This is a genomic window from Pseudomonas sp. RC10 (genome assembly GCF_038397775.1).
GTDB lineage: Bacteria > Pseudomonadota > Gammaproteobacteria > Pseudomonadales > Pseudomonadaceae > Aquipseudomonas > Aquipseudomonas bambusae.
In genome coordinates this window covers 3,199,549-3,222,965 of the sequence record NZ_CP151650.1, presented here as the reverse complement: position 1 = coordinate 3,222,965, position 23,417 = coordinate 3,199,549, and the positions used below count along the sequence as shown (strand labels likewise).

General features: G+C 61.1%; 25 protein-coding genes. 11 read left to right on the top strand and 14 right to left on the bottom strand.

The features are described 5' to 3' along the window. Positions 1-4: 4 nt before the first annotated feature. The 6 genes from AAEO81_RS14885 to AAEO81_RS14860 form a co-directional block, all read right to left on the bottom strand. Positions 5-856 (bottom strand): STAS domain-containing protein, encoded by an 852-nt coding sequence (locus AAEO81_RS14885; RefSeq protein WP_341964336.1) that lies wholly within the window; start codon positions 854-856, stop codon positions 5-7. A 254-nt stretch (positions 857-1,110) separates the two neighbouring features. Beyond that, complete coding sequence (locus AAEO81_RS14880; protein WP_166598079.1) at positions 1,111-1,389, bottom strand: DUF1652 domain-containing protein; 279 nt, start codon at positions 1,387-1,389, stop codon at positions 1,111-1,113. Between the two features lie 297 nt (positions 1,390-1,686). Next, complete coding sequence (locus tag AAEO81_RS14875) at positions 1,687-2,166, bottom strand: hypothetical protein (protein ID WP_166598114.1); 480 nt, start codon at positions 2,164-2,166, stop codon at positions 1,687-1,689. A gap of 152 nt (positions 2,167-2,318) precedes the next feature. Continuing rightward, positions 2,319-2,564 carry a hypothetical protein gene (locus AAEO81_RS14870; protein WP_166598078.1) on the bottom strand — a complete coding sequence of 82 codons (246 nt, stop codon included), beginning with the start codon at positions 2,562-2,564 and terminating at the stop codon, positions 2,319-2,321. A gap of 109 nt (positions 2,565-2,673) precedes the next feature. Further along, on the bottom strand, positions 2,674-3,795 hold the full coding sequence (locus AAEO81_RS14865; protein ID WP_341964335.1) for a DUF1615 domain-containing protein: 1,122 nt from the start codon (positions 3,793-3,795) through the stop codon (positions 2,674-2,676). A 59-nt stretch (positions 3,796-3,854) separates the two neighbouring features. Continuing rightward, entirely contained in the window at positions 3,855-4,862 is a 1,008-nt protein-coding gene (locus AAEO81_RS14860) for a GlxA family transcriptional regulator (RefSeq protein ID WP_341964334.1), read from the bottom strand. A 103-nt stretch (positions 4,863-4,965) separates the two neighbouring features. Here AAEO81_RS14860 and AAEO81_RS14855 point away from each other — a divergent pair, with 103 nt between their 5' ends. The 6 genes from AAEO81_RS14855 to AAEO81_RS14830 all read left to right on the top strand — a co-directional run bounded on the left by AAEO81_RS14855 (position 4,966) and on the right by AAEO81_RS14830 (position 11,657). Continuing rightward, positions 4,966-5,511 carry a cysteine hydrolase family protein gene (locus AAEO81_RS14855; protein WP_341964333.1) on the top strand — a complete coding sequence of 182 codons (546 nt, stop codon included), beginning with the start codon at positions 4,966-4,968 and terminating at the stop codon, positions 5,509-5,511. 567 nt (positions 5,512-6,078) lie between these two features. Continuing rightward, positions 6,079-7,482, top strand: coding sequence for a sodium:solute symporter family protein (locus AAEO81_RS14850; RefSeq protein ID WP_166598075.1), 1,404 nt, complete (start codon positions 6,079-6,081; stop codon positions 7,480-7,482). A 64-nt stretch (positions 7,483-7,546) separates the two neighbouring features. Beyond that, a complete protein-coding gene (locus AAEO81_RS14845) occupies positions 7,547-8,500 on the top strand; it encodes a 2-hydroxyacid dehydrogenase (RefSeq protein ID WP_341964332.1) in 954 nt (317 codons plus the stop codon). A 166-nt stretch (positions 8,501-8,666) separates the two neighbouring features. Further along, positions 8,667-9,311: an HAD-IA family hydrolase gene (locus AAEO81_RS14840; protein WP_341964331.1), complete on the top strand. Its 645-nt coding sequence runs from the start codon at positions 8,667-8,669 to the stop codon at positions 9,309-9,311. Positions 9,312-9,573: 262 nt separating this feature from the next. Then, positions 9,574-10,794, top strand: coding sequence for a putative DNA modification/repair radical SAM protein (locus AAEO81_RS14835; RefSeq protein WP_341964330.1), 1,221 nt, complete (start codon positions 9,574-9,576; stop codon positions 10,792-10,794). Beyond that, positions 10,791-11,657 (top strand): TIGR03915 family putative DNA repair protein, encoded by an 867-nt coding sequence (locus tag AAEO81_RS14830; protein ID WP_341964329.1) that lies wholly within the window; start codon positions 10,791-10,793, stop codon positions 11,655-11,657. Before AAEO81_RS14835 ends, AAEO81_RS14830 begins: the two co-directional genes overlap by 4 nt. A gap of 135 nt (positions 11,658-11,792) precedes the next feature. On the opposite strand, the gene AAEO81_RS14825 is transcribed toward AAEO81_RS14830, so the two are convergent. Together AAEO81_RS14825 and AAEO81_RS14820 are read right to left on the bottom strand one after the other, a co-directional pair. After that, positions 11,793-12,833 (bottom strand): dienelactone hydrolase, encoded by a 1,041-nt coding sequence (locus tag AAEO81_RS14825; protein WP_341964328.1) that lies wholly within the window; start codon positions 12,831-12,833, stop codon positions 11,793-11,795. A 381-nt stretch (positions 12,834-13,214) separates the two neighbouring features. Then, positions 13,215-13,820, bottom strand: a complete 606-nt coding sequence (locus AAEO81_RS14820; protein WP_341964326.1) for an FMN-dependent NADH-azoreductase — start codon at positions 13,818-13,820, stop codon at positions 13,215-13,217. A gap of 129 nt (positions 13,821-13,949) precedes the next feature. Here AAEO81_RS14820 and AAEO81_RS14815 point away from each other — a divergent pair, with 129 nt between their 5' ends. Then, positions 13,950-14,858 (top strand): LysR substrate-binding domain-containing protein, encoded by a 909-nt coding sequence (locus AAEO81_RS14815; protein ID WP_341964325.1) that lies wholly within the window; start codon positions 13,950-13,952, stop codon positions 14,856-14,858. A gap of 24 nt (positions 14,859-14,882) precedes the next feature. On the opposite strand, the gene AAEO81_RS14810 is transcribed toward AAEO81_RS14815, so the two are convergent. Continuing rightward, a complete protein-coding gene (locus AAEO81_RS14810; RefSeq protein ID WP_341964324.1) occupies positions 14,883-15,968 on the bottom strand; it encodes a hypothetical protein in 1,086 nt (361 codons plus the stop codon). A 71-nt stretch (positions 15,969-16,039) separates the two neighbouring features. Between AAEO81_RS14810 and AAEO81_RS14805 the strand changes: the two genes are divergently transcribed. Continuing rightward, on the top strand, positions 16,040-16,384 hold the full coding sequence (locus AAEO81_RS14805) for an MmcQ/YjbR family DNA-binding protein (RefSeq protein ID WP_341964323.1): 345 nt from the start codon (positions 16,040-16,042) through the stop codon (positions 16,382-16,384). 18 nt (positions 16,385-16,402) lie between these two features. On the opposite strand, the gene AAEO81_RS14800 is transcribed toward AAEO81_RS14805, so the two are convergent. Next, a complete protein-coding gene (locus AAEO81_RS14800; RefSeq protein WP_341964322.1) occupies positions 16,403-16,837 on the bottom strand; it encodes a DUF1294 domain-containing protein in 435 nt (144 codons plus the stop codon). 4 nt (positions 16,838-16,841) lie between these two features. Continuing rightward, positions 16,842-17,672: an undecaprenyl-diphosphate phosphatase gene (locus AAEO81_RS14795; protein WP_166598065.1), complete on the bottom strand. Its 831-nt coding sequence runs from the start codon at positions 17,670-17,672 to the stop codon at positions 16,842-16,844. A gap of 336 nt (positions 17,673-18,008) precedes the next feature. Between AAEO81_RS14795 and pnuC the strand changes: the two genes are divergently transcribed. Beyond that, positions 18,009-18,572 (top strand): nicotinamide riboside transporter PnuC, encoded by a 564-nt coding sequence (gene pnuC / locus AAEO81_RS14790; RefSeq protein WP_166598064.1) that lies wholly within the window; start codon positions 18,009-18,011, stop codon positions 18,570-18,572. A gap of 6 nt (positions 18,573-18,578) precedes the next feature. Then, a complete protein-coding gene (locus AAEO81_RS14785) occupies positions 18,579-19,103 on the top strand; it encodes an AAA family ATPase (RefSeq protein WP_341964321.1) in 525 nt (174 codons plus the stop codon). A gap of 252 nt (positions 19,104-19,355) precedes the next feature. On the opposite strand, the gene AAEO81_RS14780 is transcribed toward AAEO81_RS14785, so the two are convergent. Then, on the bottom strand, positions 19,356-20,675 hold the full coding sequence (locus AAEO81_RS14780; RefSeq protein WP_341964320.1) for a sigma-54 dependent transcriptional regulator: 1,320 nt from the start codon (positions 20,673-20,675) through the stop codon (positions 19,356-19,358). A gap of 388 nt (positions 20,676-21,063) precedes the next feature. On the opposite strand from AAEO81_RS14780, the gene AAEO81_RS14775 reads away from it, so the two are divergent. Then, positions 21,064-21,330, top strand: coding sequence for a hypothetical protein (locus tag AAEO81_RS14775; protein WP_296185328.1), 267 nt, complete (start codon positions 21,064-21,066; stop codon positions 21,328-21,330). 57 nt (positions 21,331-21,387) lie between these two features. On the opposite strand, the gene AAEO81_RS14770 is transcribed toward AAEO81_RS14775, so the two are convergent. Both AAEO81_RS14770 and AAEO81_RS14765 read right to left on the bottom strand, forming a co-directional pair. Then, positions 21,388-22,050, bottom strand: a complete 663-nt coding sequence (locus AAEO81_RS14770) for a VWA domain-containing protein (RefSeq protein ID WP_341964538.1) — start codon at positions 22,048-22,050, stop codon at positions 21,388-21,390. Positions 22,051-22,052: 2 nt separating this feature from the next. After that, entirely contained in the window at positions 22,053-23,063 is a 1,011-nt protein-coding gene (locus AAEO81_RS14765; protein ID WP_341964318.1) for an ATP-binding protein, read from the bottom strand. Between the last annotated feature and the right edge of the window lie 354 nt (positions 23,064-23,417).

Here is a 23,417-nt window from a genome sequence, read left to right as displayed (position 1 = left end):
GGGCTTATACCGCCTTGGTGACGGTCAGGCCCAGACGGCGCAAGGCCAGCGCCAGCGCGTCGGCGAGATTGGCCTTGGTGACGACGCCTTGCAGGTCCAGACCCAGATGGACGATGGTCTGGGCGATCTGCGGACGCACGCCGCTGATGATGCAATCGGCGCCCATCAAGCGAATCGCGGTCACGGTTTTCAGCAGGTGCTGGGCGACTAGGGTGTCGACGGTCGGCACGCCGGTGATGTCGATGATCGCGATTTCGGAACCGGTGTCGACGATGCGTTGCAGCAGGGACTCCATGACCACTTGGGTGCGCTGGGAATCCAGGGTGCCGATCATCGGCAGGGCGAGCACGCCATCCCACAGTTTGACCACGGGGGTGGACAGCTCCAGCAGTTCTTCTTGCTGACGCTTGATCACCGACTCGCGGGATTTCTGATAGGTGCGAATGGTGTGCATGCCCAGCACGTCCAGCAGTTGCGAGATTTCCCAGAGTTGTTCGGCCAGCGCGACCGGGCTGTCGGCGTATTGCTTTTGCAGCAGCGTGAACACGGGGCCTTTGAGAGCAAAAATAAAACTGGCCGTCTGCTGGGAATCCTGCCCGGCCAACGCGCGCTGGTGGGACAGTTTTTCGAGGAACTGACGGGCTTCGTCCCAATCAGCCGTGGTGATGTTCTGCGAGCCGCCCTTTTCCAGCACGGCGATGAGAAGGCGCAAAAACTCTTTGGTCTGCTGGTCGACATCGTCCGCTTTCAGATTGCGCGTAGCGCCGCTCGTCTCCAGATCGGCGCGCCAGCTGGATGCCAGCTCGGCTTCGGCGCGTTTGAGAGAATCCACGGTGGTTTGCTGCAGTACTGCCATGAGGTTGGCTCCTGAAGGTGCGCTCGTCGGGTCCAATAGAGTGAGGACACGACGACGGGCGGACACACGAAAATGAGTCAGGCGCGGATTCGGCTACCGAATCGGGACCTAACTGGTTCAATATAAAGCGCTTTTGCTACGGCGAGCGGGTGCGACGAATAACCCGCCGCCCGCTTGGTGTCAAGGTAACATCACCACCGACAAAAGGTTCCATGTCCGGTGAAGATAATAGACCACGCTGCGCCTGGCGCTTTTCAGAGCCCCCCGCTGGCAGCGGCGAAGCGTGTCGGGGTCGAGCCGAAGGGCGTGCGGGTGGTGCGCAAGTCGTAGCGCAATTCGGCCACCAGTTCGGCCACGGCGCGCATGGTGGTGATATTGGAAATGGACACGTTCTCGACCTGCATGGCGACTGTACCGGTGGTGGCGTCGTAGATTTTCACCAGCAGGCCGCCGCCGGGCATGAGGGTGCATTCACAGGCCAAGGGCAGAAACGCGCTTTCCAGCGTCCTGCGCAGTTCCGGGGTAAACAGCATCGCACCACCTCCATGTTGATCGGGGCCGGGCACCGGTGTGCCTGCCTTTCCGGGCCGATGATGGAGTGTAGGTCGGGATGGGCGAGCGTCCGGCTCGCTCAGCGGAAATTGCGGGCTTGATCACAGATTCATGCCGGCGCTATACACGGCAGCACACCCAGCAGCATGACCACACTCGAGCCTGTAGGAGCGAATTCATTCGCGAGGGGCCGGTACAGCCGACACATCCTCATCAATCACACCACCGCTTCGCGAATAAATTCGCTCCTACAGGTTTTGCAGCCTGCACAGCCCCTCTCAAAACGCCATATCAGTCGTCTGCGCATAAATCGAAAACGCGCCCAGCAAAAACCAGAACCCACTGAACAGCCACGGCGTGCGCATCGAGAACATCAGCGACTTCCGATACCCCTTCTCGCTCGACTCGTGCTCACTGAACAACGGCGAATCATCATAGGCCAAGCCCATGGCGGGCTGGCTGTGCAGCAGCTGACTTTGCTTGAAGTGCCAATGATCGATGATCTCGTAGGCCGCGCGAATCCCCGGCCACGCGTGCATTGAGCTGATCAGCCCCAACAGCGTCAAAAACGGCGGCACGACCAGGGTGAACAGCTTGCCCCACTCCGGATTCAAGTTCGCCATCGACGAGGCAAACGCGATCACCAGAAATGACTGGGCCGACAAATAGGCGTTAGTGCGGTTGGACAGGATGGCGGTCTCGTACTGGATTTCCTTTCGGTAGAAATCCAGCCGTTCCTTGGGGGTGCCGAACAGCATCGTCTCGGCGGTTTCGACGTCGGAAATCGGCACGCTGCTGGTGATAATGCCGGGTGACACGGTTTCACGCTTCACAGCCAAAAGCTCCCTGATTCACAACGATAAAAGGCCGGAGCGGACATCGTGTTCGCTCCGGCGCAGATACGGGGTTGTTAACGCAGATCATCGGACAGCGGCGTCGGCTCGTCGGGCGGAGGCACCGGAGTGGCGGCCGGCGGCTCATTCCAGTCCGGGGGACGCGGCGCGTCGGGCTTTTGCCAATCCTCGGGTCGCGCTTCAGCGCTTTCCTTTTTGTCCTCCTCGAAGTCTTCGTCATCCTTGGCATCGGGATCGAGGTCCTGATCCGCGGTCGGCAGCTCTTCGGGGCGGGTGATCGGCGTGGTGGGATCGACTGACATAAGCACCTCTCTCGGCTGAGCCCAACGATCGGGCTGTCTCATATTCGAAGCAGTCGACGCCCAGAGGTGCCACGAATATGACCAGCGGTCGCCTCTACGGCCGTTGCTTTCATTTCAACGCGCCCGAAGCCCGCGCCATGCAGCGCACGCGACGCTCTTCGACCCGTTGCGCGAACCACGCAGTGGTCAGCTTGCGGGTGATCTTCGGGCTTTCCAGCACAATGCCCGGCAAAATCGCCCGTGGCAGCGGCTTGCCTGCCGCCTTGTCCGCCAGGGCGAACACCTGTTTGTAGAGATCGGTGTCTTCAAACTCAAGCGTCTCGCCTTTTTCCAGCGCGCTGCGAATGGTCGGATTGCGCATGCCCAATTGCGTGTGCAGGCTGCGCACGGCCAGTTCGGTCTGCCCTAGCGAAGGGCCGAAACCGTAGCTGATCAGGTCGCCATCCAGCGCCAGGCGCTTGCCGGTCAAACGCGCGACTGCACTTTGGAACGCAGCGTTGCGGCTGGCGTACCAACCGGCGTTGAAGTCGGCGAAACGGTAAATCGGCTTGTCGTAGCTGACCGGGTAGCCGAGCAAATGGGCGATGCCGAAATACACCCCGCCACGACGGCTGAACACTTCATGGCGAATCGAATCCTCAACCGGGTACGGATAGCCCCGCGCCTGCTGTTCGGCGAATTCGATGCTGACCTGCATCGGCCCCGCCGTGTGCACCGGGTTAAAGTTGCCGAACAACGTGCGACCCAAAGGCACCATGCCAATGAAGTCGTCGAAGATCGCACTGAGGTCTTTTTCGGTACGGGCCGCGCTGAGGCGTTCGTTGTAGGTTTTGCCAGTGGGCGAGCGGATGTCCAGCGCACTGCGCACCAGCAGATTGGGGATGTGGGCCTTGCTGGCGCGACGGTCAATCTCGTCTTGGGCGATCTTGCCCATGCCGGGCACGGCCGGGTCGACCTGATAGTTGGATTCTTGCTCCGCCACCGCCAGCACCGAACAGAGGTTTTCGACAGTGGGGTCGATTTTCTGCGCATCGAACGCGGTGTAGATGTCGGTCGCCCAGCCTTTGCGATCAGGGACGCTGGCGGGCAACAGCCGCACGATTTCGCTGCGCACCACGTCGGGCGGGGGTGGCGGCGCCTGTATGCGCTGCGAGCCGCACCCGGCCAGCAATGCCAGCAGCAGCGCGGCGGCAAGGGCATGGGCGTGGCGAGTGAGTCCGTTCGTGAGCATGAAATGTCGGTCTTCCAGAAGAGAACTGTCGAGTTGGACAGCGCTGTGCGTCGAGTGGCTCATGATTCAACCACGGGATGACGCCCCTGCGAGCCAACGCCGTATTTGCTGCGGTACTCGCTGGGGGCCAGTCCCGTGACTTTTCTGAAGGTGGAACGGAATGCCGCAGGATCCTGATAGCCCACGGTCCAGGCGATGTGGTCGACCGTGGACGTGGTGAATTCGAGCATCTCCCGTGCCTTGCCCACGCGCAGATGCTGGCAATACTCGGTGGGTCTCAGGCCCGTTGCGGCCCGAAAGCGTCGCAGAAAGGTGCGCTCCTCCAGCCCGGCGCGCCGCGCCATCTCATCGACCGACACGTCCACCGCACCGACGCTTTGCAGCCAATGCTGGACCTTCAACACCGGGGCATCGCCGTGGTTCAGAATCGGCGCAAAGTTGCTGCCGTATTCCTGCTCGCTTTCGCTGTGTTCGATCACCAGAAAACGTGCCGTCCGGGAGGCGATCCCGGGGCCGAGCAATCGGCTCACCAGACGCAACCCCAGGTCGGACCAGGCCATCAGCCCCGCCGTGGTGATGATGTCGCCGTCGTCGATGATGGGTTTGTCCACATTCACCTTGATGTTGGGAAAACGTTCGCTCAAAGGACTCGCCTGACTCCAGTGGGTGGTCGCGGCACGACCGTCGAGCAGCCCCGTTTGAGCGAGGACAAAAGCGCCCAGACACACCGTGCCGATGGTCGCTCCGGCCCCATGCTGCGCCAGCACCCAGCGCGAAAGGCCGTCCATGGCCTCCGTTCCCGGTAGCCCCATCAACGAGGGCGGAATCAGCACGGCGGCCAACGGTCCCTCCCCGTCCGAGGCAAACGTCTCGAACACCCGCTGCGGTTCGCATTGCGCATCAACCTGCCAGTGACTGACGCGCAGCCGTGGCAGTTGAGAAGACTGCTGTTCGTCGGCCATGCGGTTGGCGACTTCGAACAGGTCGGTCAGCCCATGCACCGCCGCCATTTGCGCGCCGGGGTAAATCAGCACCCCGATGTCGGCCACCGCCCGTTCAACGCTCATTGTCAGTTTTCCCTCGCCATATGTCGGTGCTGACAATCCTCCTGCGCGGCAGAGAGGTCAATACTGAACGCTACATCACACACATCCCACCGAGGAAACAGACATGTCCCACACCGCACTCATCGTCGTCGACATCCAGAACGATTATTTCCCTGGCGGCAAATGGCCGTTGGCCGGGGCCGACGCCGCCGTCGACAACGCCGCCCGTGTCGTTCAGGCGAGCCGTGATGCAGGCCACCCGGTGATCTTCGTGCGCCACGAATTCACAAGCCCCGACGCCCCGTTTTTCGTGCCGGGCTCGGAGGGGGCGCAGTTGCACCCCAAAGCGGCGAATCAGGGACGGGAGTCAGTGGTGCTCAAGCATTTTCCCAACGCCTTTCGCGAGACCGGCCTGAAGGCGCTGCTGGACGAACAGGGCATCAAGAATCTGGTGGTGATCGGCTCGATGAGCCACATGTGCATCGACGCCACGGTTCGTGCAGCAGCGGACCTGGGTTACAAGGTCAACGTCATCCATGACGCCTGCGCGACCCGCGACCTGGAATTCAACGGCACGACCGTCCCTGCCGCACAGGTGCATGCAGCGTTCATGTCGGCGTTGGGGTTTGCCTATGCAGAGGTCATTTCGACTGAGGCGTTTCTAGGCTGAGGCGGTAGGGCTTTTCGCTGCCGTCGTAACCTCCGGCGTCTCCTACGAGATCAATGTCGAACTCAACATGTGTAATCGACGCTGAATGGCAAAACAGCGTCAGACCGAACATGCAAATTCGACGCAGAACCGGTGGCAGACGCCGGAGGTCACGACGGCAGCGAAGCCGATCGCGCAGACCTTCTCTACCACCTGGCCAGCGACAAACGGCCCTTGATTCACCGGAGCACAACGGTACGATTGCATGACGTTGTACGATGACGTATAACGAACGCTTCGTATTGAGTTGCTTTCCAACGTAAATCACGAGCCTCTAATAAAAATGAATACACACACGATTTTCCGCCTTGCATCCCGCGCTGACTGGGCCTTTACGCCCGACCGCTCTTCTCCCAATCAGTCTCCCAATCCGTCTCCCGGCACAGCATAGCCCTAGGCAGGTTGAATCTGCCTTTTCTACATTCGGCTTTGAATCAGCCCTGTCGTCCTACAACGACCTGTCACTGTGCAGCCCGCTCACGCCCGCATTACCTTCCACGCGCCCTGAAAAAGGGGAACGGAGAGAACATGGACCCAAGAATAACAATCATCCTGTGCTTGACCGCCGGCTACTTCGTGGTCATGTCCTACATCGGCTACAGCGTGCGCAAACACGCGAAAAGCAGCGACGGTTTCACCGGTGGCGGCCGCAGCTTTCCACCCTTTTTGATCGGTGCCCTGCTGCTCTCCGAGTTCATCGGCAGTTCGGTGAGCATCGGTACAGCACAAAAGGGTTTTGAAGCCGGGATTTCCGCGGCCTGGAACCTGGTCGCGCTGTCCCTCGGCTTTCTATTGCTGGCCTTGGTACTGGCGAAGAAATACCGCGAGACCGGCCTGAACACGATCTCCGGCATCCTCGCGCAGAACTACGGCCAAGGCACACGCTACGCCGCTTCGGTGCTGACCATCTGTGCGCTGAGCATCGTTTCCGTGGCGCTTTACGCGAGCGGCGGCGCGGTGTTGGCGGCGGTGCTGAACATCGACAAGACTCTCGCCATCCTGCTGGTGGGCGTGATCACCGTGTTCTATGTCAGCGTCGGCGGCATGCGCTCGGTGGTCTACACCAACTTCGTGCACGCCGTGATCAAATACATCGGCATCGCCCTCGCGCTGGCGTTCGCGCTGAGCGCAAGCGGTGGCATCGGCGCGCTGCAAGCCAAGCTGCCTGCGACCATGTTCGATTTCACCGGCGTGGGCTGGGGCCAGATCTTCGCGTGGATGATCGGCGGCGTTGGCTCGATCTTCGCCACCCAATACGTGATTCAAGCGCTGGTCAGCACCAAGGACGAAAAGACCGCCAAGCGCGCCTGCTTCTATGTGTCTTCGCTGATGATTCCTTTCGGCCTGATGGCCGCGCTCATCGGCATGTGCAGCGCCTACTTGTACCCCGGCATCAAATCCATCGACGCCTTCCCCGCGCTCATCGCCCACATGCCGACCTTCTCGGCGAGCCTGGTGGTGATCGGTCTGGCGGGCGCGCTGTTCGGTGGTATTTCGGCCAACACCCTCGCCTCCGCAACACTGGCGATGAAGGACTTCTACGACCCGTTCTTCAACAAAGAGAAAAACGACCGCAAATCGGTGGTGTTCATTCGTCTGGCAATCATCGTCATCGGCTTTCTGCCGTTGATCCTGGCGCTGTTCGCCGACAAGATTCTGCTGATCGCCTTCCTCGGCAAAGCCCTGCGGGCCACGCTCGCGGTGATCGTGCTGATGTGCTTCTACGCGCCAAAGTTCGGCAGCGGTCGCGGCGCACTGGCAGGCGTGATCCTGTCGGTGTTCTCGACCATCGGCTGGTTTCTGGCGGGCAATCCATACGGCATCGACAGTTCGTACTTCGCGCTTTTCGCCCCGCTGCTGACGATGGCCATCGCCGAACTGCTCAAAACCGGGCGTTCCGAACCGCAACCTGTGTTAAACAAGAACGGCTGAAACGTTTTTCGATGCTGTCACCCAGGCGCGCCTCGGTCAGAGGGCGCGCCGCAAGGAGGAAACAATGAGCGACAAGAAAGCCGATGTGCTGGTCTGGGGTCCGGTGCATGCCGCACTGACGCAAAACCTGGAACGTGACTTCACCGTGCACAACCGCTGGGAGATCAAGGACATCGACGCCTGGGCCGCCGAACATGGCGCCAAGATTCGCGGCGTGGTCACCAGCGGCGTCTACGGCACCGACAACGCTTTGCTCGACAAGCTGCCAAACCTGCAAGTGGTCAACAGCTTCGGCGTGGGTTACGACCCCATCGACACCGCCTACCTGGCCAAACGCGGCATCCCACTGAGTAATACCCCCGATGTTCTGAACAATGCCGTGGCCGAAACCGCCTTGGCCCTGATGCTGGCCGTGTCCCGTCGTATCGGTGAAGCCGAGCGCTTCGTGCGGGCCGGCAAATGGCTAAACGCCAAACTGCCGCTGGGCAACAGCCTCAATGGCAAGACCTGCGGCATTGTCGGCCTCGGCAAGATCGGTAAGACGATTGCCAAACGCGCCGCTGCGTTCGACATGGACATCGCCTATTACCGTCGTGGTCAGGCCTATCCGGATGTTTCCTACACCCACTACGGCAATCTCATCGAGCTGGCCAAGGCGTCGGATTATCTGATCCTGATTGTGCCGGGCGGGGTCGACACGCAGCACATGGTCAACGCCGAAGTCTTGAAAGCCCTGGGGCCGAAATCCTTCCTGATCAACGTGGCCCGTGGTTCTGTGGTCGATGAGAAGGCGCTGGTCGCGTCGTTGCTGGAGTCGGGCATCGCGGGTGCAGGTCTCGACGTGTTCGAAGATGAACCGAACGTACCGGCCGAACTGCTGACCCTCGACAACGTGGTCCTGACGCCGCACATCGGCAGCGGCACACACGAAACCCGTCAAGCTATGGCCGATCTGGTGTTCGCCAACGTCAGCGGTTTCTTCGACGAAGGTAAGCTGGTGACCCCGGTTTCCGTGTAAACCGGCCGCTGTTGCTATATGGCCTACAGTCCAGGGCGTGATCATATTCGCCTTGGTCCGTAGGCCGATGCTTTTATGACCGTAGGTCAGTCTTCCCCCCTCCCCGCCAACTTTTCTGGATAATGCCGGTCCAACCGCCCCGAACATGAACACGGGAGAATCCTGTTTGAACATTGCAGGCGTCATTTTCGACTGCGACGGAACCCTGGTGGACAGCGAGCGGCTGGCTGCGGGGCTTTTGCGCGACATATTGCAGGAACACCGGGTCACCCTGACCCTTGATGAAGTGCTGGAACGCTTCCGTGGCGTGCAATTCGCGCTGTGCATGGAAGGCCTGTGCCGCGATTACCCGTGGCTGCCCAACCTCGAAATCGTCAACAGTTTCCGGGCGCGCACTCTTCCGCTGTTGCAGGCCGAACTCGAAGAAATGCCCGGTGCGGTGGACTTCGTGCGCAGCCTGTCCCTGCCCAAATGCGTGGCATCGAACGGCCCGCGCAGCAAAATCGAAACCTGCCTGAGCACGGTCGGTCTGCTGGACGTGTTTCATGGCCTGATCGTCAGCGCGTACGAAGTGGATGCGTGGAAACCGTCGCCCATTCTTATCGAGCATGCGGCCGATTTGCTGGGCCTGAAACCGGAGGAATGCCTGTTGGTGGAAGACAGCATCCCCGGCGTCATGGCGGGGCTCGGCGCAGGCGCGCAAGTGGCCGGGTATGGCGACACGGATTTTTCGGACTTCGAAGACCACGTCAACTTTCACCCGGTGAAAAATTTCGGTGAGCTGCGGGAATTGGTGCAGCGGATCAGCTAAGCACTTTTGCAGACGGCACGAACTCAACCCTGTAGGAGCGAATTCATTCGCGAAAGGTGGTTCAGGTGATAGAGATGCGTCGGCAATGCCGGCCTCTCGCGAATGAATTCGCTCCTACAGAGCGCTTGGCGTCGTAAATAATATTTGTGGTCCGGGCTTTTCGGTCGTCTGAATGAGTCAGCACTCCCTCATCCCTTCAATCGGCCCTTGTTGATTGTCGCGGAACTCGATACTGTACATAAAACCAGTATCGAGAAATCCCATGCAGCTGATCGACAAGCTCAGCATCCTCGCTGACGCCGCCAAATACGATGCTTCCTGCGCCAGCAGTGCCGCACCCAAGCGCAGTTCCGAGGGCAAATCCGGGATCGGTTCCAGCACCGGCATGGGCATTTGCCACAGCTACACGCCTGACGGGCGCTGCGTCTCGCTGCTGAAAATCCTCCTGACCAACTTCTGCCTTTACGACTGCCAGTATTGCGTCAATCGCCGCTCCAGCGATGTGCCCCGCGCACGGTTCAGCCCGGAAGAGGTCGTGACCCTCACCCTGGATTTCTACCGCCGCAACTGCGTCAGCGGGTTGTTCCTCAGCTCCGGGATCATTCGCTCGGCGGACTACACGATGGAACAACTGGTGCGCGTCGCCAAACTGCTGCGCGAGGAACACGAGTTTCGCGGCTACATCCACCTCAAGACCATTCCCGAAGCCGACCCGGCCCTGATCGAGGAAGCCGGGCGTTATGCCGACCGCTTGAGCGTGAACATTGAGCTGCCCACCCAACTCGGCTTGCAGACACTGGCCCCCGAGAAGGAAATGGGCTCGATCAAGCAGGCCATGCAGACCATTTATACCGGCCAGCAGACGATTCTCAACGAGCCCAAGGCCCCGCGTTTTACCCCGGCTGGGCAAAGCACACAGATGATTGTCGGCGCGGATGACACTGACGACAGCACCCTGCTGCACACCGCTGAATCGCTATATGGCGATTACCGGCTCAAACGCGTCTATTACTCGGCCTTCAGCCCGATCCCCAACAGCCCGAAAAGCGTGCCTCTGGCGGCCCCGCCGCTGATGCGCGAACACCGGCTGTATCAGGCGGATTTTCTGCTCCGGGGGTATGGCTACAGTGCCAACGAGCTGCTGAGCGGACCGGGGCACCTGGCGCTCGACATCGATCCGAAGCTGGCGTGGGCGCTGGAACACCGCGATATTTTTCCGCTGGACCTCAACCGCGCCGAACCGGCGATGATCGCTCGGATTCCCGGCATCGGCATCCGCACCACCAAGCGCCTCGTCGAACTGCGTCGCCAACGGCGGATTCGTTATGAAGACCTGACCCGCCTGCGGTGCGTGCTGGCCAAGGCCAAGCCTTTCATCATCACCAGCGATTACCACCCCCGGCAGGCAGAAAGCTCCAGCGTCATGCTGCGCGAGCAGCTGCGCGACCGCCCGCAGCCTCAACAGATGGCGCTGTGGGCATGATCATTCTCGATTGCGACGATCTGTTCGAGACCTGGCGACAGCAAGCCCGCTGGTTGCTCAGTCATCAGATCAATCCGGATCAGGTGAGTTGGACCGTACGCGAAGACGCGGACCTGTTTGCCAGCGAACACGACTATCCCGATCACCCCGGCCCGTTTCAGGCGCGGGTGCCGTTGGAGCTGATCGAACTGCTGCAAAACGCAGCGCAATATCGCGGCGAACAGCGCTGGAGTGTGTTGTATGAGGTGTTGTGGCGCGTCGTTCATGGCGACCGCACGGCGATGCTCGCAGGCGACAAGCTGGGCAGCGAGCTTCACCGGAGACTGAAGCAGGTCAGCCGCGAAGCCCATCACCTGCATGCGTTTCTGCGCTTTATCGCCTTGCCCGTCGATCCGAACCCGAAGGATCTGGCCGTCAAGGCAGCACTGCTGGAAACCCGGTCATTGCCGGAATACGTGGCGTGGCATGAACCCGCACACGACATTTTGCGCACCGCCAGCGAGCATTTCATTGGCCGGTTGGGCCGTCATCGCTGGATGATCGCGACGCCCCAGGACGGCGTGTTCTACGACGGTCAGCAACTGATCCACAAGCGCCAATGCCCCGACGCCTGGCAAGCGTTGGCGCGCAACGCCGACGATCCCCACGGCGAGCTGTGGCTGACCTATTACAGCCACATCTTCAACCCCGCCCGGCTCAACCCCAAGGTCATGCAGGGCCACCTCCCTGCCCGCTTCTGGAAAAACCTGCCCGAAGGCCCGCTGATCCCCGCATTGATCAGCGAGGCACGGACGGGGAAGCAGCGGGATGGTCAAGCGAGGAAGATTGGGGAGCGTCAGGGGAAAGTGATCAGAGCGAGATAGGCGCTTGGATGCGATCCAACTGTAAGAGCGAATTTATTCGCGAATGGCCCTCACAGACGATGCATCTCCAGCGTCTGGCCAATCTTTCGCGAATGAATTCGCTTCCGCAGGGGCCCTTGAACGCGCAAATGGGCGTTAATGCACCGCCGCCGCCTGCTGCATGCCTGCCGTGCTCAACGGCGTACCCAGGGTCGAACCGAAGAACTCCACTGCCTCGCTGCTCAGGTTGCGGTGAATGTCTTCGCGGTCCACGCCCACGGCGTCGGTGCACAGCCCCGGTTGGGTGGCGCGCTGCATGTCGTCACACGGCGCCATGAACACGAAGTGCCCTGCCCCGGCCAACAGCTTGAAGTTCGACACGTCCGGCAGCTTGCGCGCCAGTGCTTCGGCATTTTTGTCGATGGCCAGCAGCTCATCGCCATCGCCGCTATACAGCAACACCGGCACGTGCACATCCGCCAGGGTCTGACGCCCGAACATGATGCCCAGCGGTGCCATCAACATCAGCGCGCTGACGCGAGGGTCCGCCTGGGCATGCAAGTCCTCACGATCCACCAGCAATTCGCCTTGAGTCTTGCAAGCGTCAATGTCTTGCGGACGCTCGATACAGTACTGGCGCAGGCGTTTGAGATCAGGTTTGGCCCCCGCGAGAATCAACGCGGTCTCGCCCCCGGCGGAATAGCCGATGACGCCCACGCGGCGGGCGCTGATGTAAGGCGAAAGCATCGGGTCGAGCAACGCCGCGCTGATCGCTTCCGAGATCTGCAACGGTCGACCATACAGATTGCTCAAGCTGCCGAGGCGGCTGTGATCGAGGTAGTTATCGCCGGGGTGAAAAACCGCCACCACCACGAAGCCTTTACGGGCCAAGGACGTGGCCAGGTCGTGTTGAGCGAGTGGAGTGCCGGTGTTGCCGTGGGACAGCATGAGCATCGGGAAGCGGCCCATGGCGATGGTCGCGTCCTCGGTGGCCCGGATCGGATAACCCTGAACGCGGGTCACGCTGTCCGGGTCGGTGGACGGGTAAAAGGCGTAGGCGTGCATCGGCTGGGAATCCAGCGGATCAAGAAACGTCAGCTCATGAAAGCCGACACTCCAGTTTTCCGATTCACTGGCCTGCACTGAAATCAGGCCGCTGAACAGGCTAATCACCATCACTGCACAAAGACGCATCATCGCAATGCCCCTCACCTTCTCAATCCGTGCCCGTCGAATCAGACCCGATGGGCCTGAACTCCTTGTAAACCGCAGCCTGTCGCTATCTGACCGGTAAAGATCGATAACATTCGGTGCGGTGCTTAGATCGATATTGCACAAGGCGGGCCAAGCTCGGAAATATGAGAAAAGCTGGCCATTTGTAATCAATAAGCGGCCGGTTACGGCAATTTTAGCGCTATCCGGGGATAGCTTACCCGCAAAGAAATCGCAAAGTCTGTCGCCCGGCTGAACGCGCGCGTTTCAACCGGGCCTGAAACGACAAAAGCCCCGGCATCGATGGGATGACGGGGCTTTCGACGGCATTGCGAAAGCGGACGAGCGGCGTCCGCTATCGAGGACTTACGCGAACAGCGTTTCGTCGATGTGCTTCTGGGCGGCAGTCAGTGCGGCGACACGAGGCTCGTCGCCATAGGCCAGGCCGTGAGCGGTGACGAATTCCAGGTCAGTAACGCCCAGGAAGCCGAACAGCACCTTGAGCAGCGCGTCATGGCCAACACCGGTAGGTTGACCCACGTGCAGGCCGCCCGACGTGGAGACGATGATGACTTTCTTGCCTTTGCACAGGCCTTCCGGACCGGCTTCGGTGTAACGGAACGTGCGGCCAGCGACAGTGATGCGGTCGATCCAGGCTTTCAGCTGGCTTGGGATGGTGAAGTTGTACATCGGCGCGCCGATGACCACGACGTCAGCCGCCAGGAATTGCTGCAGGGTCGCTTCGTTGGTGTCCACTTCCAGGTTCTGAGCGGCGTCGCGGCCCTCAGCCGGTGTGCCCGCAGCGGCCAGCGCCGTGCCGGAGAAGTGACCCAGTGCTTCGCTGGCCAGATCGCGATAGACCACGTCGGTGCCAGGGTGAGCGGCGACGTAGGATTGAACGACGCTGCGGCTCAATTGGCGCGAAGCGGAGTGATCGCCGAGGATGCTGGAATCGATGTGCAAAAGAGTCATGAATGTGCTTCCTGAGTGGGAATCGCCGCTTGGCGATCAAGTGACGATAATCCTACCGGGTAAGCCAATGGCTGATTAGTCGGCAAAAATGCGATAGTTCGTCCCACTCACAGGACAATCGAGTTCACCATGCAAGATCTCAACGACCTTTATTACTTCGCCAAGGTGGTCGAATGCGGCGGTTTCGCGGCGGCCGGGCGTGCGCTGGGCATTCCCAAGTCGCGCTTGTCACGGCGGATTGCCGAGTTGGAAATCCGCCTCAACGCCAGCCTGCTGCAGCGCACCACCCGCAAACTGGCGCTCACGGCGGTGGGCGAACGTTACCTGCAACACTGCCAGGCGATGCTGCTGGAGGCTGAAATGGCCGATGAGGCGGTGGCGTCGCTGTCGGCCGAACCGAGGGGGCGCCTGCGGGTGTCCTGCCCGGTCGGCATGACCCACTGGAACCTGAGCAACGTGGTCACGGAGTTTTTGGCGCGCTACCCCCAGGTCCAGCTGGAGCTGCTGCTGGTGAACCGTCGGGTCGATCTGGTCAATGAAGGCATCGACGTCGCCCTGCGCGTGCGCGACATCGGTGATGAAGACCCGAACCTCATTGTCCGCCAATTGGTGCCGGCGTTCGCAGCGCTGGTCGCTTCTCCTTCGCTGATCGCTGGAATGGACATCCGCACCCCAGACGACTTGAGCGCCCTGCCTGTGCTGGGCGCCATCGAAGCCGACCGCAAGGTGCACTTCCTGCTGATTCACGAAGACGGCCGTCGCCAGGAAGTGGTGCTCGACGCGCGACTGGCCGTGGACGATTTCAACATCCGCAAGGCGGGCGCACTGGCGGGGCTGGGCATGACCATGCTGCCGATGATGAATTGCAAGGACGCCCTGGCCGACGGAACGCTGGTGCGATTGCTGCCGGACTGGTCCATGTCCACCGGCAACCTGCAGGCGGCCTACACCCAGCGACGGGGCGCGTTGCCCGCCGTGCGCGCATGGCTCGACCACGTGACAGAGGGCTTCAGCCAGTTCGCCTCGGCGTGCCCATGAGCCAATCCTGATGTTTCTGGCGGGTCACGTCAGATTCAGCGGCGCGGCGCCGGTGAAATGTCGGTACAGCACGACCGAACGGAGCATCACCGTCGCCCGACGCTCATAGGCACTGGGCGCGCACTTGGCGTATTCCTCCAGCTCACGTCGCACCCGACCCTCGACGTCAGTGGCCGGGGTTTTCACGGCACGATCGGCGCAGGCCGGCAGGGAGTTGCGCAGGCGCACGTTGACCAACAGCTCTTCCGCAGCGCCCTCGCCCGCAGGCACGGCAGCAAGGCTTCTGGACCAGTACTTTTCCAGCCAGCTCCGAAACAGCCAGCGTTGCCCGGCCTTGGTGCGCAGCGCCGCGCGGATGAAGGTCCGGAACGTTTGCCAGTCCAGCGACGTCAGCGAAGGGTTGCGATACTTGTGGCAGTAGCTGGGGTAATGGGGGTTTGAAAAGTGCTTGAACGCGGCGCCTTCCAGGTCGGCCTCGATCTGCACCGGCGCACATAAACCCGCCGCTCGAAGCTGACCATAAACGCCGACCCCTTCGGCCGGGTACAGCGCGGGGTCCGCCAGGCGCAGGAACGCGGCCTTGTGTTCCGAAGGCACCAGCCCGGACTGTCCGACGTAGGTGATGAACTCCAACAGATCGCCCTGATCCATGTGGGCAATGCCGATCCCGCCTACGCCATAACTCATGAGGTGCTTGCCGGTGTTGGCGCTGGTCCGTGACTTCCAGTCATTCTGCACCGGGTCGGGGGGCAGGCCCGAGGGATCGTCGATGCCCCACTGTGCGACGCCAAGGGTCAAGGCGATCAGCCCCAATCCTCGTTGCGCCGTGGAGTCCTGTGGGTGGTCGCGATAATCGAGCATCAGTGTTTTGACGAACCCGACGTCCAGGGTTTCGCCCTGAATGTTGTCGTCCGCCGACGGCGACCAGCCCCCTCGTTCGAGAATGTGCTCGATGGCCGCATCCGGCAGCCCGGCGGCTTGAGCGTGGCCGCCGACCCCCGCCAGCAGCTCCGGCCATTTCGTCCAGTTAAAACCCACTGCGGCACTGGCCGCGCTCGGCAGGCACAGCGCTGCGCCACCCATCAGAAACCCACGACGTGTAAGAGGCATTGCGGTATCCCCCAAATTCACACTGATTCTGTTAAAACGTGCATCGGCAGAAGTTTTTCTACAGGAAGCCTATGGATATCGAAGACGTTGCCGCCTTTTGCCTGGGATTGCCCGGCGCTAGGGAGGACTACAAATGGGGTGGCGTGCGGGTGTTCTCCATCGCCGAGACCAAGATGTTCGCGGTCATGGGGCTGGCGGGGAACGATCTGGCGTTCAAGGTCGGCCCGGACCTGTTTTTGGGTTACGTGGACCGGCCCGGCGTGCGCCCTGCGCCCTACCTCGCACGCGCGCACTGGATCACCCTGTCGCATCCCTACGCCATGGGTGATGAAGAATTGCGTGAATTATTGACCCGCTCTCACCAACTGGTGGTGAGCAAATTGCCGAAACGGCGGCAGGTCGCGCTCAAGCTCTGAACGCCCTCGACCGCGTTGTCAGTACAGGTGCCGGACCAAAAAACGCCCGCCCATCAGCACCCGGTCGACCCAGAACAATTCGTGCAGCAGCACGATCAGCCAGAACACCGCCTGATAGGACACTTTGCGTGTTTTGTGGCGGAACAGTTGCTGGCCGATCAATGCGCCCGGCCAACCGCCCAGCAGCTCGACGGCGTGCAGGATTTTCTCCGGTGTGCGCTGGCCTTGAGTGCGGGCCTGTTTCTTGTCATAGCCGTACAACGCGACCGCCAGCAGGCTCATGAGCGGATAGACCGCCAACGGCCACCACGATCCGCCGCGCACGCCCGACACGATCAGGCCGTACAGCGGCAAGGCGCACAGCACGGCCAGGACGAGCAGCTTGAATTTCAGCCCGCGTACCGGGCCGTTGTCGTTGCGACGGGAGACGTCGGGTTTGACGCGTTGATTCACCGCATCAGCCCTGCACGCTGGACCAATCGACCCAACCGAATACCCAAGTCGCCAGAATCAGCAAACCAAACGCGATCCGGTACCAGGCAAACACCGCATAACTGTGGGTCGCGATGAACTTCAGCAAGGCACGCACCGCGATCATCGCGAAGATGAACGAGGTGATGAATCCGACGGCGAATACCGCGAAGTCATCGGGCTGGAACAGGTTGCGGTATTTGTAACCGGAGTACAGCGACGCAGCGATCATCGTCGGCATGGCGAGGAAGAACGAAAACTCCGTCGCCGTTTTGCGTGACAGGCCGAACAGCAGGCCACCGATGATCGTCGAGCCAGAACGCGAGGTGCCGGGAATCATCGCCAGACACTGGGCGAAACCCACCTTGAGCGCGTCGGACCATGTCATTTCATCAACGGTTTCAGCGTGCACTTCGTGCTGGCGGCGTTCAGCCCACAGCATGATGAAACCACCAATGACCAACGCCGCCGCCACCGTAATGGGGTTGAACAGGTATTCATGGATCAGGTCGGAAAACAGCACACCCAGTACCACCGCCGGCAGTACGCCGATGATCAGGTTCACGGTGAAACGGCGGGCCTGGGGCTGGGTCGGCAGGCCGGTGACGACCTGGAAAATCTTGTGCCGAAACTCCCACATCACCGCCAGGATCGCCCCCAGCTGGATGATGATGTTGAAGGCCATTGCCCGTTCGCCGCCGAAGCCGATGAGGTCGGCGACGATGATCTGGTGCCCGGTGCTGGAGATCGGCAAGAACTCCGTCAACCCTTCCACGACACCCAGTATTAACGCCTGTGCGGCGGTCCAAAGATCCATCATTCCCCCAGAGTGGAGCCTGCTCGTGGCAGGGCTCTCTTGATATGTTTCCAGCACTGTTCAGGACACGATAAACGGTCCGATGTAAAAACAGCATGAACAGTCAAGATCGCGGCTCGAACACGCGAGCGGCGCGATCCTAACAGACCTTCACGACGAACGCTCTAGCCCGGATACGGGTGCGCAATCTTTCATGTGGAGCGGCAGAAACGTGTATCTGACCGGTTGCTGGCGGGTCTTTGCCCGCCTAGAAATCTGCGCGCCACAACGGTCCTCAAACCGCTTACAATCGCAGGCCTTTTTTCTCTCTTCCCCTTCCCCTTCGCAGGAGTCTCCATGTCCGGGCTTGAACTGTTCGCCGCAGCACTCGGTGTCATTGCCGTCTGGCTGACAGTCAAACAAAACCCCTGGTGCTGGCCGATCGGGCTGGTGATGGTGCTGCTGTACGTCTGGATCTTCTTCGACGTGAAGCTGTATTCCGACATGCTGTTGCAGGGTGTCTACGCCGTGTTGCAATTGTATGGCTGGTGGCAATGGACCCGTCGTGGCGCCGTCGCCGAAGGCCGTCAGGTCACGGCACTGGGCGGCAGCGCGTTGGCCTTGAGCCTGGCCATCGGCGCGGTGGTCAGCCTTGCCTTGGGGGCCGCGATGGCGCACTTCACCGACGCGGCGCAGCCATGGCTCGACGCCGCCCTCACCGGCTTCAGCCTGGTGGCGCAGGTGTGGATGGCCCAGAAGCGCGTGCAATGCTGGCCGCTGTGGATCGTGCTCGATGTCATTTTCGTCGGGCTGTTCCTTTATAAGGCGCTGTACCTGACCGCCGCGTTGTACGCGTTGTTCACCTTGCTGGCTGTGCAAGGGTGGCGCGACTGGCGAGCCGACCCTGCGCTGGCTCGCTGAGGTTTCATGAAAACTCTGGTATTGACAGGCCCTGAGTCCAGCGGCAAAAGCTGGCTGGCCGATCACCTTCAACAGCGCTTCGGCGGCGAACTGGTGGGCGAATACGTGCGCCAGTTCATCGATGAGGAACAACGTGACACCTGTTACGACGACATCCCGGCGATCGCACGGGGTCAACTGGCGCAGGAAGACGCCGCCCGGGCACATGTGCCTGAACTGCTGATTCTCGACACGCATTTGCTGAGCAACATCCTGTGGAGTCGCACGTTGTTCGGCGACTGCCCACCCTGGCTGGAACAGGCCCTGCTTGACCGGCACTACGACCTGCACCTGCTGCTCTCCCCCGAAGGCGTGGAGTGGATCGGCGACGGCCAGCGTTGCCAGCCCTGGCTGGCCGAGCGTCAAGCATTCTTCGACGCCAGCCGGGAATGGCTGGACCTGCACGGCCAACGCTATGAAGTGATCGGCGGCAGTTGGAGCTACCGCAGGGACAGGGCGGTTGCGGCGGTGGAGCGGTTGTTGAACGGCTGACTCCGGTGGTGGCAGCAACCTGAGTTACCAAGTCGAACACCCTTCCACAGGACTCGTGATCACCTTCGCATCCGGGCCCCACGGGATCTCAACTGTGGGAGCGAATTCATTCGCGAGACGTCGGTACATTCAACGCAGATACGTCGTCTGTACCACCGATTCGCGAATGAATTCGCTCCTACAGATGATCCCCGTCACGCCAAGGCCCTCGGGCGAAACGGGGCTTGATTCCAACCCCTACTGTCAGGCCACTCACCGAATCTGATGCTTATGCAACAACCGGTAAAACGTCGGTCGTGAAATCCCCAGGACTTTCGCCGCGACGCTGAGGTTGTCGCTGTGGCGGGTCAGTACGTCACACAGCGCCTGACGCTCCGCCCGGCATTTGTATTCGTCCAGCGTGCCCATGCTGGAGCTGATTTCCTCTTCCCCCAGCAACCCGAGGTCGAACGCTTCGATCTGCCGCCCTTCCGCCAGCACCAGGCCGCGTCGCACGCGGTTTTCCAGCTCGCGGACGTTGCCGGGCCAATCATGCTTGCCCATGGCGACCAAGGCGTCCTGGCTGAAATTACGCGGACGTCGACCGGTTTCCTGGCTGTAGAAATGCGCAAAATGGTTGGCCAGCAACGCCAGATCGCCATGCCGCTCCCGCAGCGGCGCCGTGCCGACTTGCAGCACATTCAGCCGGTAATACAGGTCTTCACGAAACCGCTTCTTGCGAATGGCGGCCTCAAGGTCCACATGGGTCGCGGCCAGAATCCGCACGTCCACCGGAATCCGCTCGCCTCCCGTTTCGACATGACGCTCCTGCAAAAAACGCAGCAGATTGGCCTGGACGTCCAGCGGCAGGTCACCGATCTCGTCGAGAAACAGAGTTCCCCCATTCGCGGCCTCGATCCGACCGGGCTTGCGTTGCACGTTGCCGTTGGGGCCTTCGGTCTCGTAGCCGAACAACTCCGCCTGCAATTGATGCTCGGCGACGGCGCCACAGTTGATCGAGATGAACGGCTGTAGCCGCCGCTGGGATTGCATGTGCAGCGTGCGCGCCACCAACTCCTTGCCGGTGCCGGTTTCGCCGCGGATCAACACCGGCGATTCGGTCGGCGCCAACTTGGTCAGCAAGCGACGCAGCTCGCGAATCGGCCGACTTTCCCCGAGCATTTCGTGCTCGGCCCCATTCCCGTATCGAGCGCCTTGAGCCCTGAGACGGGCCATGCCATAGGCGCGACCGAGGGTTACCTGGACGCGGGCGACGTCGAACGGCAAGGTGTGGAAATCAAAAAACCATTCGCAGACGAAATCCCCGATCAACTCCCGCCGCAAGTCGTCGGCGGTCAGCACAGCGATCCATTCCGTATGGCTGCGGGTAATCAGGTCCTTGATGAGCTGAGGCTGCTCGAAATGCTGAGGCATCAAGCGAATCAGGCCGACGTCGCATTGGCGGGACGCGGCGGACGCAAGGGTGCAACTGTCCACTTCCCAGCCGGCTGTACGTAAACCGGGAATCAGACGCAAACATTCCTCGCAGGGTTCGACAATTAACAGGCGGCGGATCGATGCCATTTCATGCATGGGAGATTCCTTGGCGCCAGGATTCAAATAACATTTCAGAATAAAAAAAGTTTTAGAAACAGTGTCTTGGCGACCTCGGTTGTTACATTAGCAAATATTTGACACTCGCTTGGATTGTTTATCTATAAGCCTAAGAACTAAACGCGATTAGCATTGGCGAAATGGCACTAAAAGGGGTATCAGCCGACTGAATCAGGCCTTTAACACCCGTAAACGCCACGAAACACGGACATGCGCCGAAAAATAAAACGGCCCTTATGAAATAATTTGAAAAAAAGCGGCACATCGTGTGACTCACCCCCCCGCGAAGGTCATCAGTACAAGTACGCACCGCTTGGGACGCCCGCCAACGGTGATTGAACTGATACGGGCACTTTGAGGACTTTCCATGAACGCCCCTTTGCGCTTTAACGATGCTCTCTTGATCGCCGGTCACGCCTTCGAACCTTTCCGTTGCGTCGCCTGGGCACCACAGGACGGTAACGGCGAGTTGAGCCTGACCGTGGTTGATCGCACCAGCACCCGTATTGGCCGCAAACAGATTCCAAGCAGCGCCTACTCCGATCCGAAGCAATTGGCGCAATTCCTCGAACAGGCCCGTGCAGAAATCAGCGACGAAGGCTACCGCCTCGAACCCTGGACCATGCCCGCCTGATCATCGGACTCGGCACTATACGGGCCGCCCTTTAGCTGCTTTTTATAGGGAGCAGCTTCAAGCGTCCGTCAATGCATCGATATGCCGGTATTCGGCGTGCAATTGACGGGCGAGTTCGACGGCCCTTCCCAGCCGGATGGGCCCACGCTCGATGTCGATCAACAGGCTCGGGCAGTGGAAACCCGTGAGAGGCGGAATGTCCTTCACGCGGCCATCTGTCAGGATCAGCACCCGTTGCGATTCGCCCGGATGACGTTGCTGGCGTTTGCCCAGCCACTGCCCTGCCTGTTCGATGGCCTCGAACAGCGGCGTCCCACCCCCCGCCCCCAACGTTTCCAGCCACGGCTGCAACGCCGAGCCTGCTTTCAGGCCGTGATGCTGCCAGCGCGCCTGCACACCGCTGGCGGTCAACAACGCCATCCTCGCCCGCTGGCGATACGCGTCATCGAACAGTTGCGCGAGAACGCCTTTGGCGAGGCTCAACGCTTGATGGCGTCGGGTCGAGGCCGAGGCGTCGACAATCACCAGCCACAGCACGTGCTCACGCCGGGTTCGCGGCTGACGAACCAGATCGGCGCGGCGCTGGGGGCGGCCTTTCAGCAACGTAGGGAGCCAGGCAATGGCGCCCTCGGTCCCAGAGCGGGCAGCACCGCTTTTACCGCCGCTGAGTCGACCCGGTCGGGGGCTGGCATCCGCCCCCGTCTTAGGGCGAGGGCGAATGCCTAGGGCTTTTTTGGCCAGCTGGGCACTTCTCGGCGAACGCCGGTGGCAACCGTCTGGGCGGGCAGTTCACCCCATTGGCCGTCGCCCTGCTCTTTTTGCGTGTGGGGTGCGTGCGCGGGCGCGTCCGGTTGCGAGGCCGCTGGCGACTGGGGTGGCGGAGCCTCACGACGTCGATGGCGCAAGGCGAATTCGGCCACGGCATCGATGTCTTCGTCCGTAATGGCCGAAGCGCCTCGCCATGCCGCATGGGCACGGGCAGCGCGCAGCCAGACGAGGTCCGCCCGCAGGCCATCGACCCCCGCCGCGAAACAGCGCTCAGTGATGGCAGCGAGGCTGACGTCGTCCAGTTCGATGCCCGACAGCAGGCCTCGGGCGTTTTCGCAACGGTCTTTGAGCTGTTGCTGTTGGGTCGCCCAGTGCTGACAAAAGCCCTCAGGGTCCGCGTCAAAGGCCAGCCGACGGCGAATGATCTGGCCACGCTGCTCGGGCAAGGTCTGGCCGCTCAACGCGACGTTCAAACCGAAGCGGTCGAGCAGCTGTGGACGCAATTCACCTTCTTCCGGGTTCATGGTGCCGATCAGCACGAAGCGCGCCGGGTGACGATGGGAAATACCGTCGCGCTCGACCTGATTGATTCCGCTGGCCGCCACGTCCAGCAGCAGGTCGACCAGATGATCCGGCAACAGGTTGACTTCATCGACATAGAGCACGCCGCCATCAGCCTTGGCCAAGACCCCCGGCGAAAAACGCGCCCGCCCTTCCCCCAGCGCCGCGTCCAGGTCCAGCGTGCCCACCAGCCGCTCCTCGGTCGCGCCCAACGGCAGCGTGACGAACTGACCGCTGGCCAACAGGTCAGCGAGCCCACGGGCCAGGGTGGACTTGGCCATACCCCGCGGCCCCTCGATCAACACCCCGCCGATTTTCGGGTCGATGGCGGTCAGGCACAGCGCCAGTTTCAGCGCGTCGGCGCCCACGACGGCGGCCAGGGGAAAGTGAGGGGTGTTGGTCATGGTTCGGCTCTGTTCATGCATCAAAATTAATGTTCACACGGTTCGTTTTTCCCAAAGAGCGGACAAATACCGCGGTGCTGCTTCTGCCGGAGGGCCATAACGCCGCCATCCTGCTTCTGCCGATAGGCGTAGGAGCTGGCTTGCCTGCGATCTGGCGCGAAGCGGCAGCAAATCCGGTGCACCCGATGTGTCAGGCACATCGAGCAATCAGGGTTTACTACTGCTTCGCAGCAGATCGCAGGCAAGCCAGCTCCTACGGCCTTCGGCCAGAATCAAAAGTCATCAATCTGCTGCAACCCTACAAGCCCTTCAACGTCCATCAAGGCCTTCGGCCAGAATCAAAGGCCTCCAATC

What these genes read in the sequence shown, in the direction of transcription:
- AAEO81_RS14815 (WP_341964325.1), top strand. Translation starts at nt 13,950, where the DNA reads ATGCAAGATCTCAACGACCTTTATTACTTCGCCAAGGTGGTCGAATGC.
- AAEO81_RS14780 (WP_341964320.1), bottom strand. Translation starts at nt 20,675, where the DNA reads ATGCATGAAATGGCATCGATCCGCCGCCTGTTAATTGTCGAACCCTGC.
- AAEO81_RS14765 (WP_341964318.1), bottom strand. Translation starts at nt 23,063, where the DNA reads ATGACCAACACCCCTCACTTTCCCCTGGCCGCCGTCGTGGGCGCCGAC.
- pnuC (WP_166598064.1), top strand. Translation starts at nt 18,009, where the DNA reads ATGTCCGGGCTTGAACTGTTCGCCGCAGCACTCGGTGTCATTGCCGTC.
- AAEO81_RS14845 (WP_341964332.1), top strand. Translation starts at nt 7,547, where the DNA reads ATGAGCGACAAGAAAGCCGATGTGCTGGTCTGGGGTCCGGTGCATGCC.
- AAEO81_RS14835 (WP_341964330.1), top strand. Translation starts at nt 9,574, where the DNA reads ATGCAGCTGATCGACAAGCTCAGCATCCTCGCTGACGCCGCCAAATAC.
- AAEO81_RS14850 (WP_166598075.1), top strand. Translation starts at nt 6,079, where the DNA reads ATGGACCCAAGAATAACAATCATCCTGTGCTTGACCGCCGGCTACTTC.
- AAEO81_RS14885 (WP_341964336.1), bottom strand. Translation starts at nt 856, where the DNA reads ATGGCAGTACTGCAGCAAACCACCGTGGATTCTCTCAAACGCGCCGAA.
- AAEO81_RS14775 (WP_296185328.1), top strand. Translation starts at nt 21,064, where the DNA reads ATGAACGCCCCTTTGCGCTTTAACGATGCTCTCTTGATCGCCGGTCAC.
- AAEO81_RS14805 (WP_341964323.1), top strand. Translation starts at nt 16,040, where the DNA reads ATGGATATCGAAGACGTTGCCGCCTTTTGCCTGGGATTGCCCGGCGCT.
- AAEO81_RS14810 (WP_341964324.1), bottom strand. Translation starts at nt 15,968, where the DNA reads ATGCCTCTTACACGTCGTGGGTTTCTGATGGGTGGCGCAGCGCTGTGC.
- AAEO81_RS14825 (WP_341964328.1), bottom strand. Translation starts at nt 12,833, where the DNA reads ATGATGCGTCTTTGTGCAGTGATGGTGATTAGCCTGTTCAGCGGCCTG.
- AAEO81_RS14860 (WP_341964334.1), bottom strand. Translation starts at nt 4,862, where the DNA reads ATGAGCGTTGAACGGGCGGTGGCCGACATCGGGGTGCTGATTTACCCC.
- AAEO81_RS14880 (WP_166598079.1), bottom strand. Translation starts at nt 1,389, where the DNA reads ATGCTGTTTACCCCGGAACTGCGCAGGACGCTGGAAAGCGCGTTTCTG.
- AAEO81_RS14865 (WP_341964335.1), bottom strand. Translation starts at nt 3,795, where the DNA reads ATGCTCACGAACGGACTCACTCGCCACGCCCATGCCCTTGCCGCCGCG.
- AAEO81_RS14795 (WP_166598065.1), bottom strand. Translation starts at nt 17,672, where the DNA reads ATGGATCTTTGGACCGCCGCACAGGCGTTAATACTGGGTGTCGTGGAA.
- AAEO81_RS14870 (WP_166598078.1), bottom strand. Translation starts at nt 2,564, where the DNA reads ATGTCAGTCGATCCCACCACGCCGATCACCCGCCCCGAAGAGCTGCCG.
- AAEO81_RS14785 (WP_341964321.1), top strand. Translation starts at nt 18,579, where the DNA reads ATGAAAACTCTGGTATTGACAGGCCCTGAGTCCAGCGGCAAAAGCTGG.
- AAEO81_RS14830 (WP_341964329.1), top strand. Translation starts at nt 10,791, where the DNA reads ATGATCATTCTCGATTGCGACGATCTGTTCGAGACCTGGCGACAGCAA.
- AAEO81_RS14875 (WP_166598114.1), bottom strand. Translation starts at nt 2,166, where the DNA reads ATGCTGTTCGGCACCCCCAAGGAACGGCTGGATTTCTACCGAAAGGAA.
- AAEO81_RS14855 (WP_341964333.1), top strand. Translation starts at nt 4,966, where the DNA reads ATGTCCCACACCGCACTCATCGTCGTCGACATCCAGAACGATTATTTC.
- AAEO81_RS14820 (WP_341964326.1), bottom strand. Translation starts at nt 13,820, where the DNA reads ATGACTCTTTTGCACATCGATTCCAGCATCCTCGGCGATCACTCCGCT.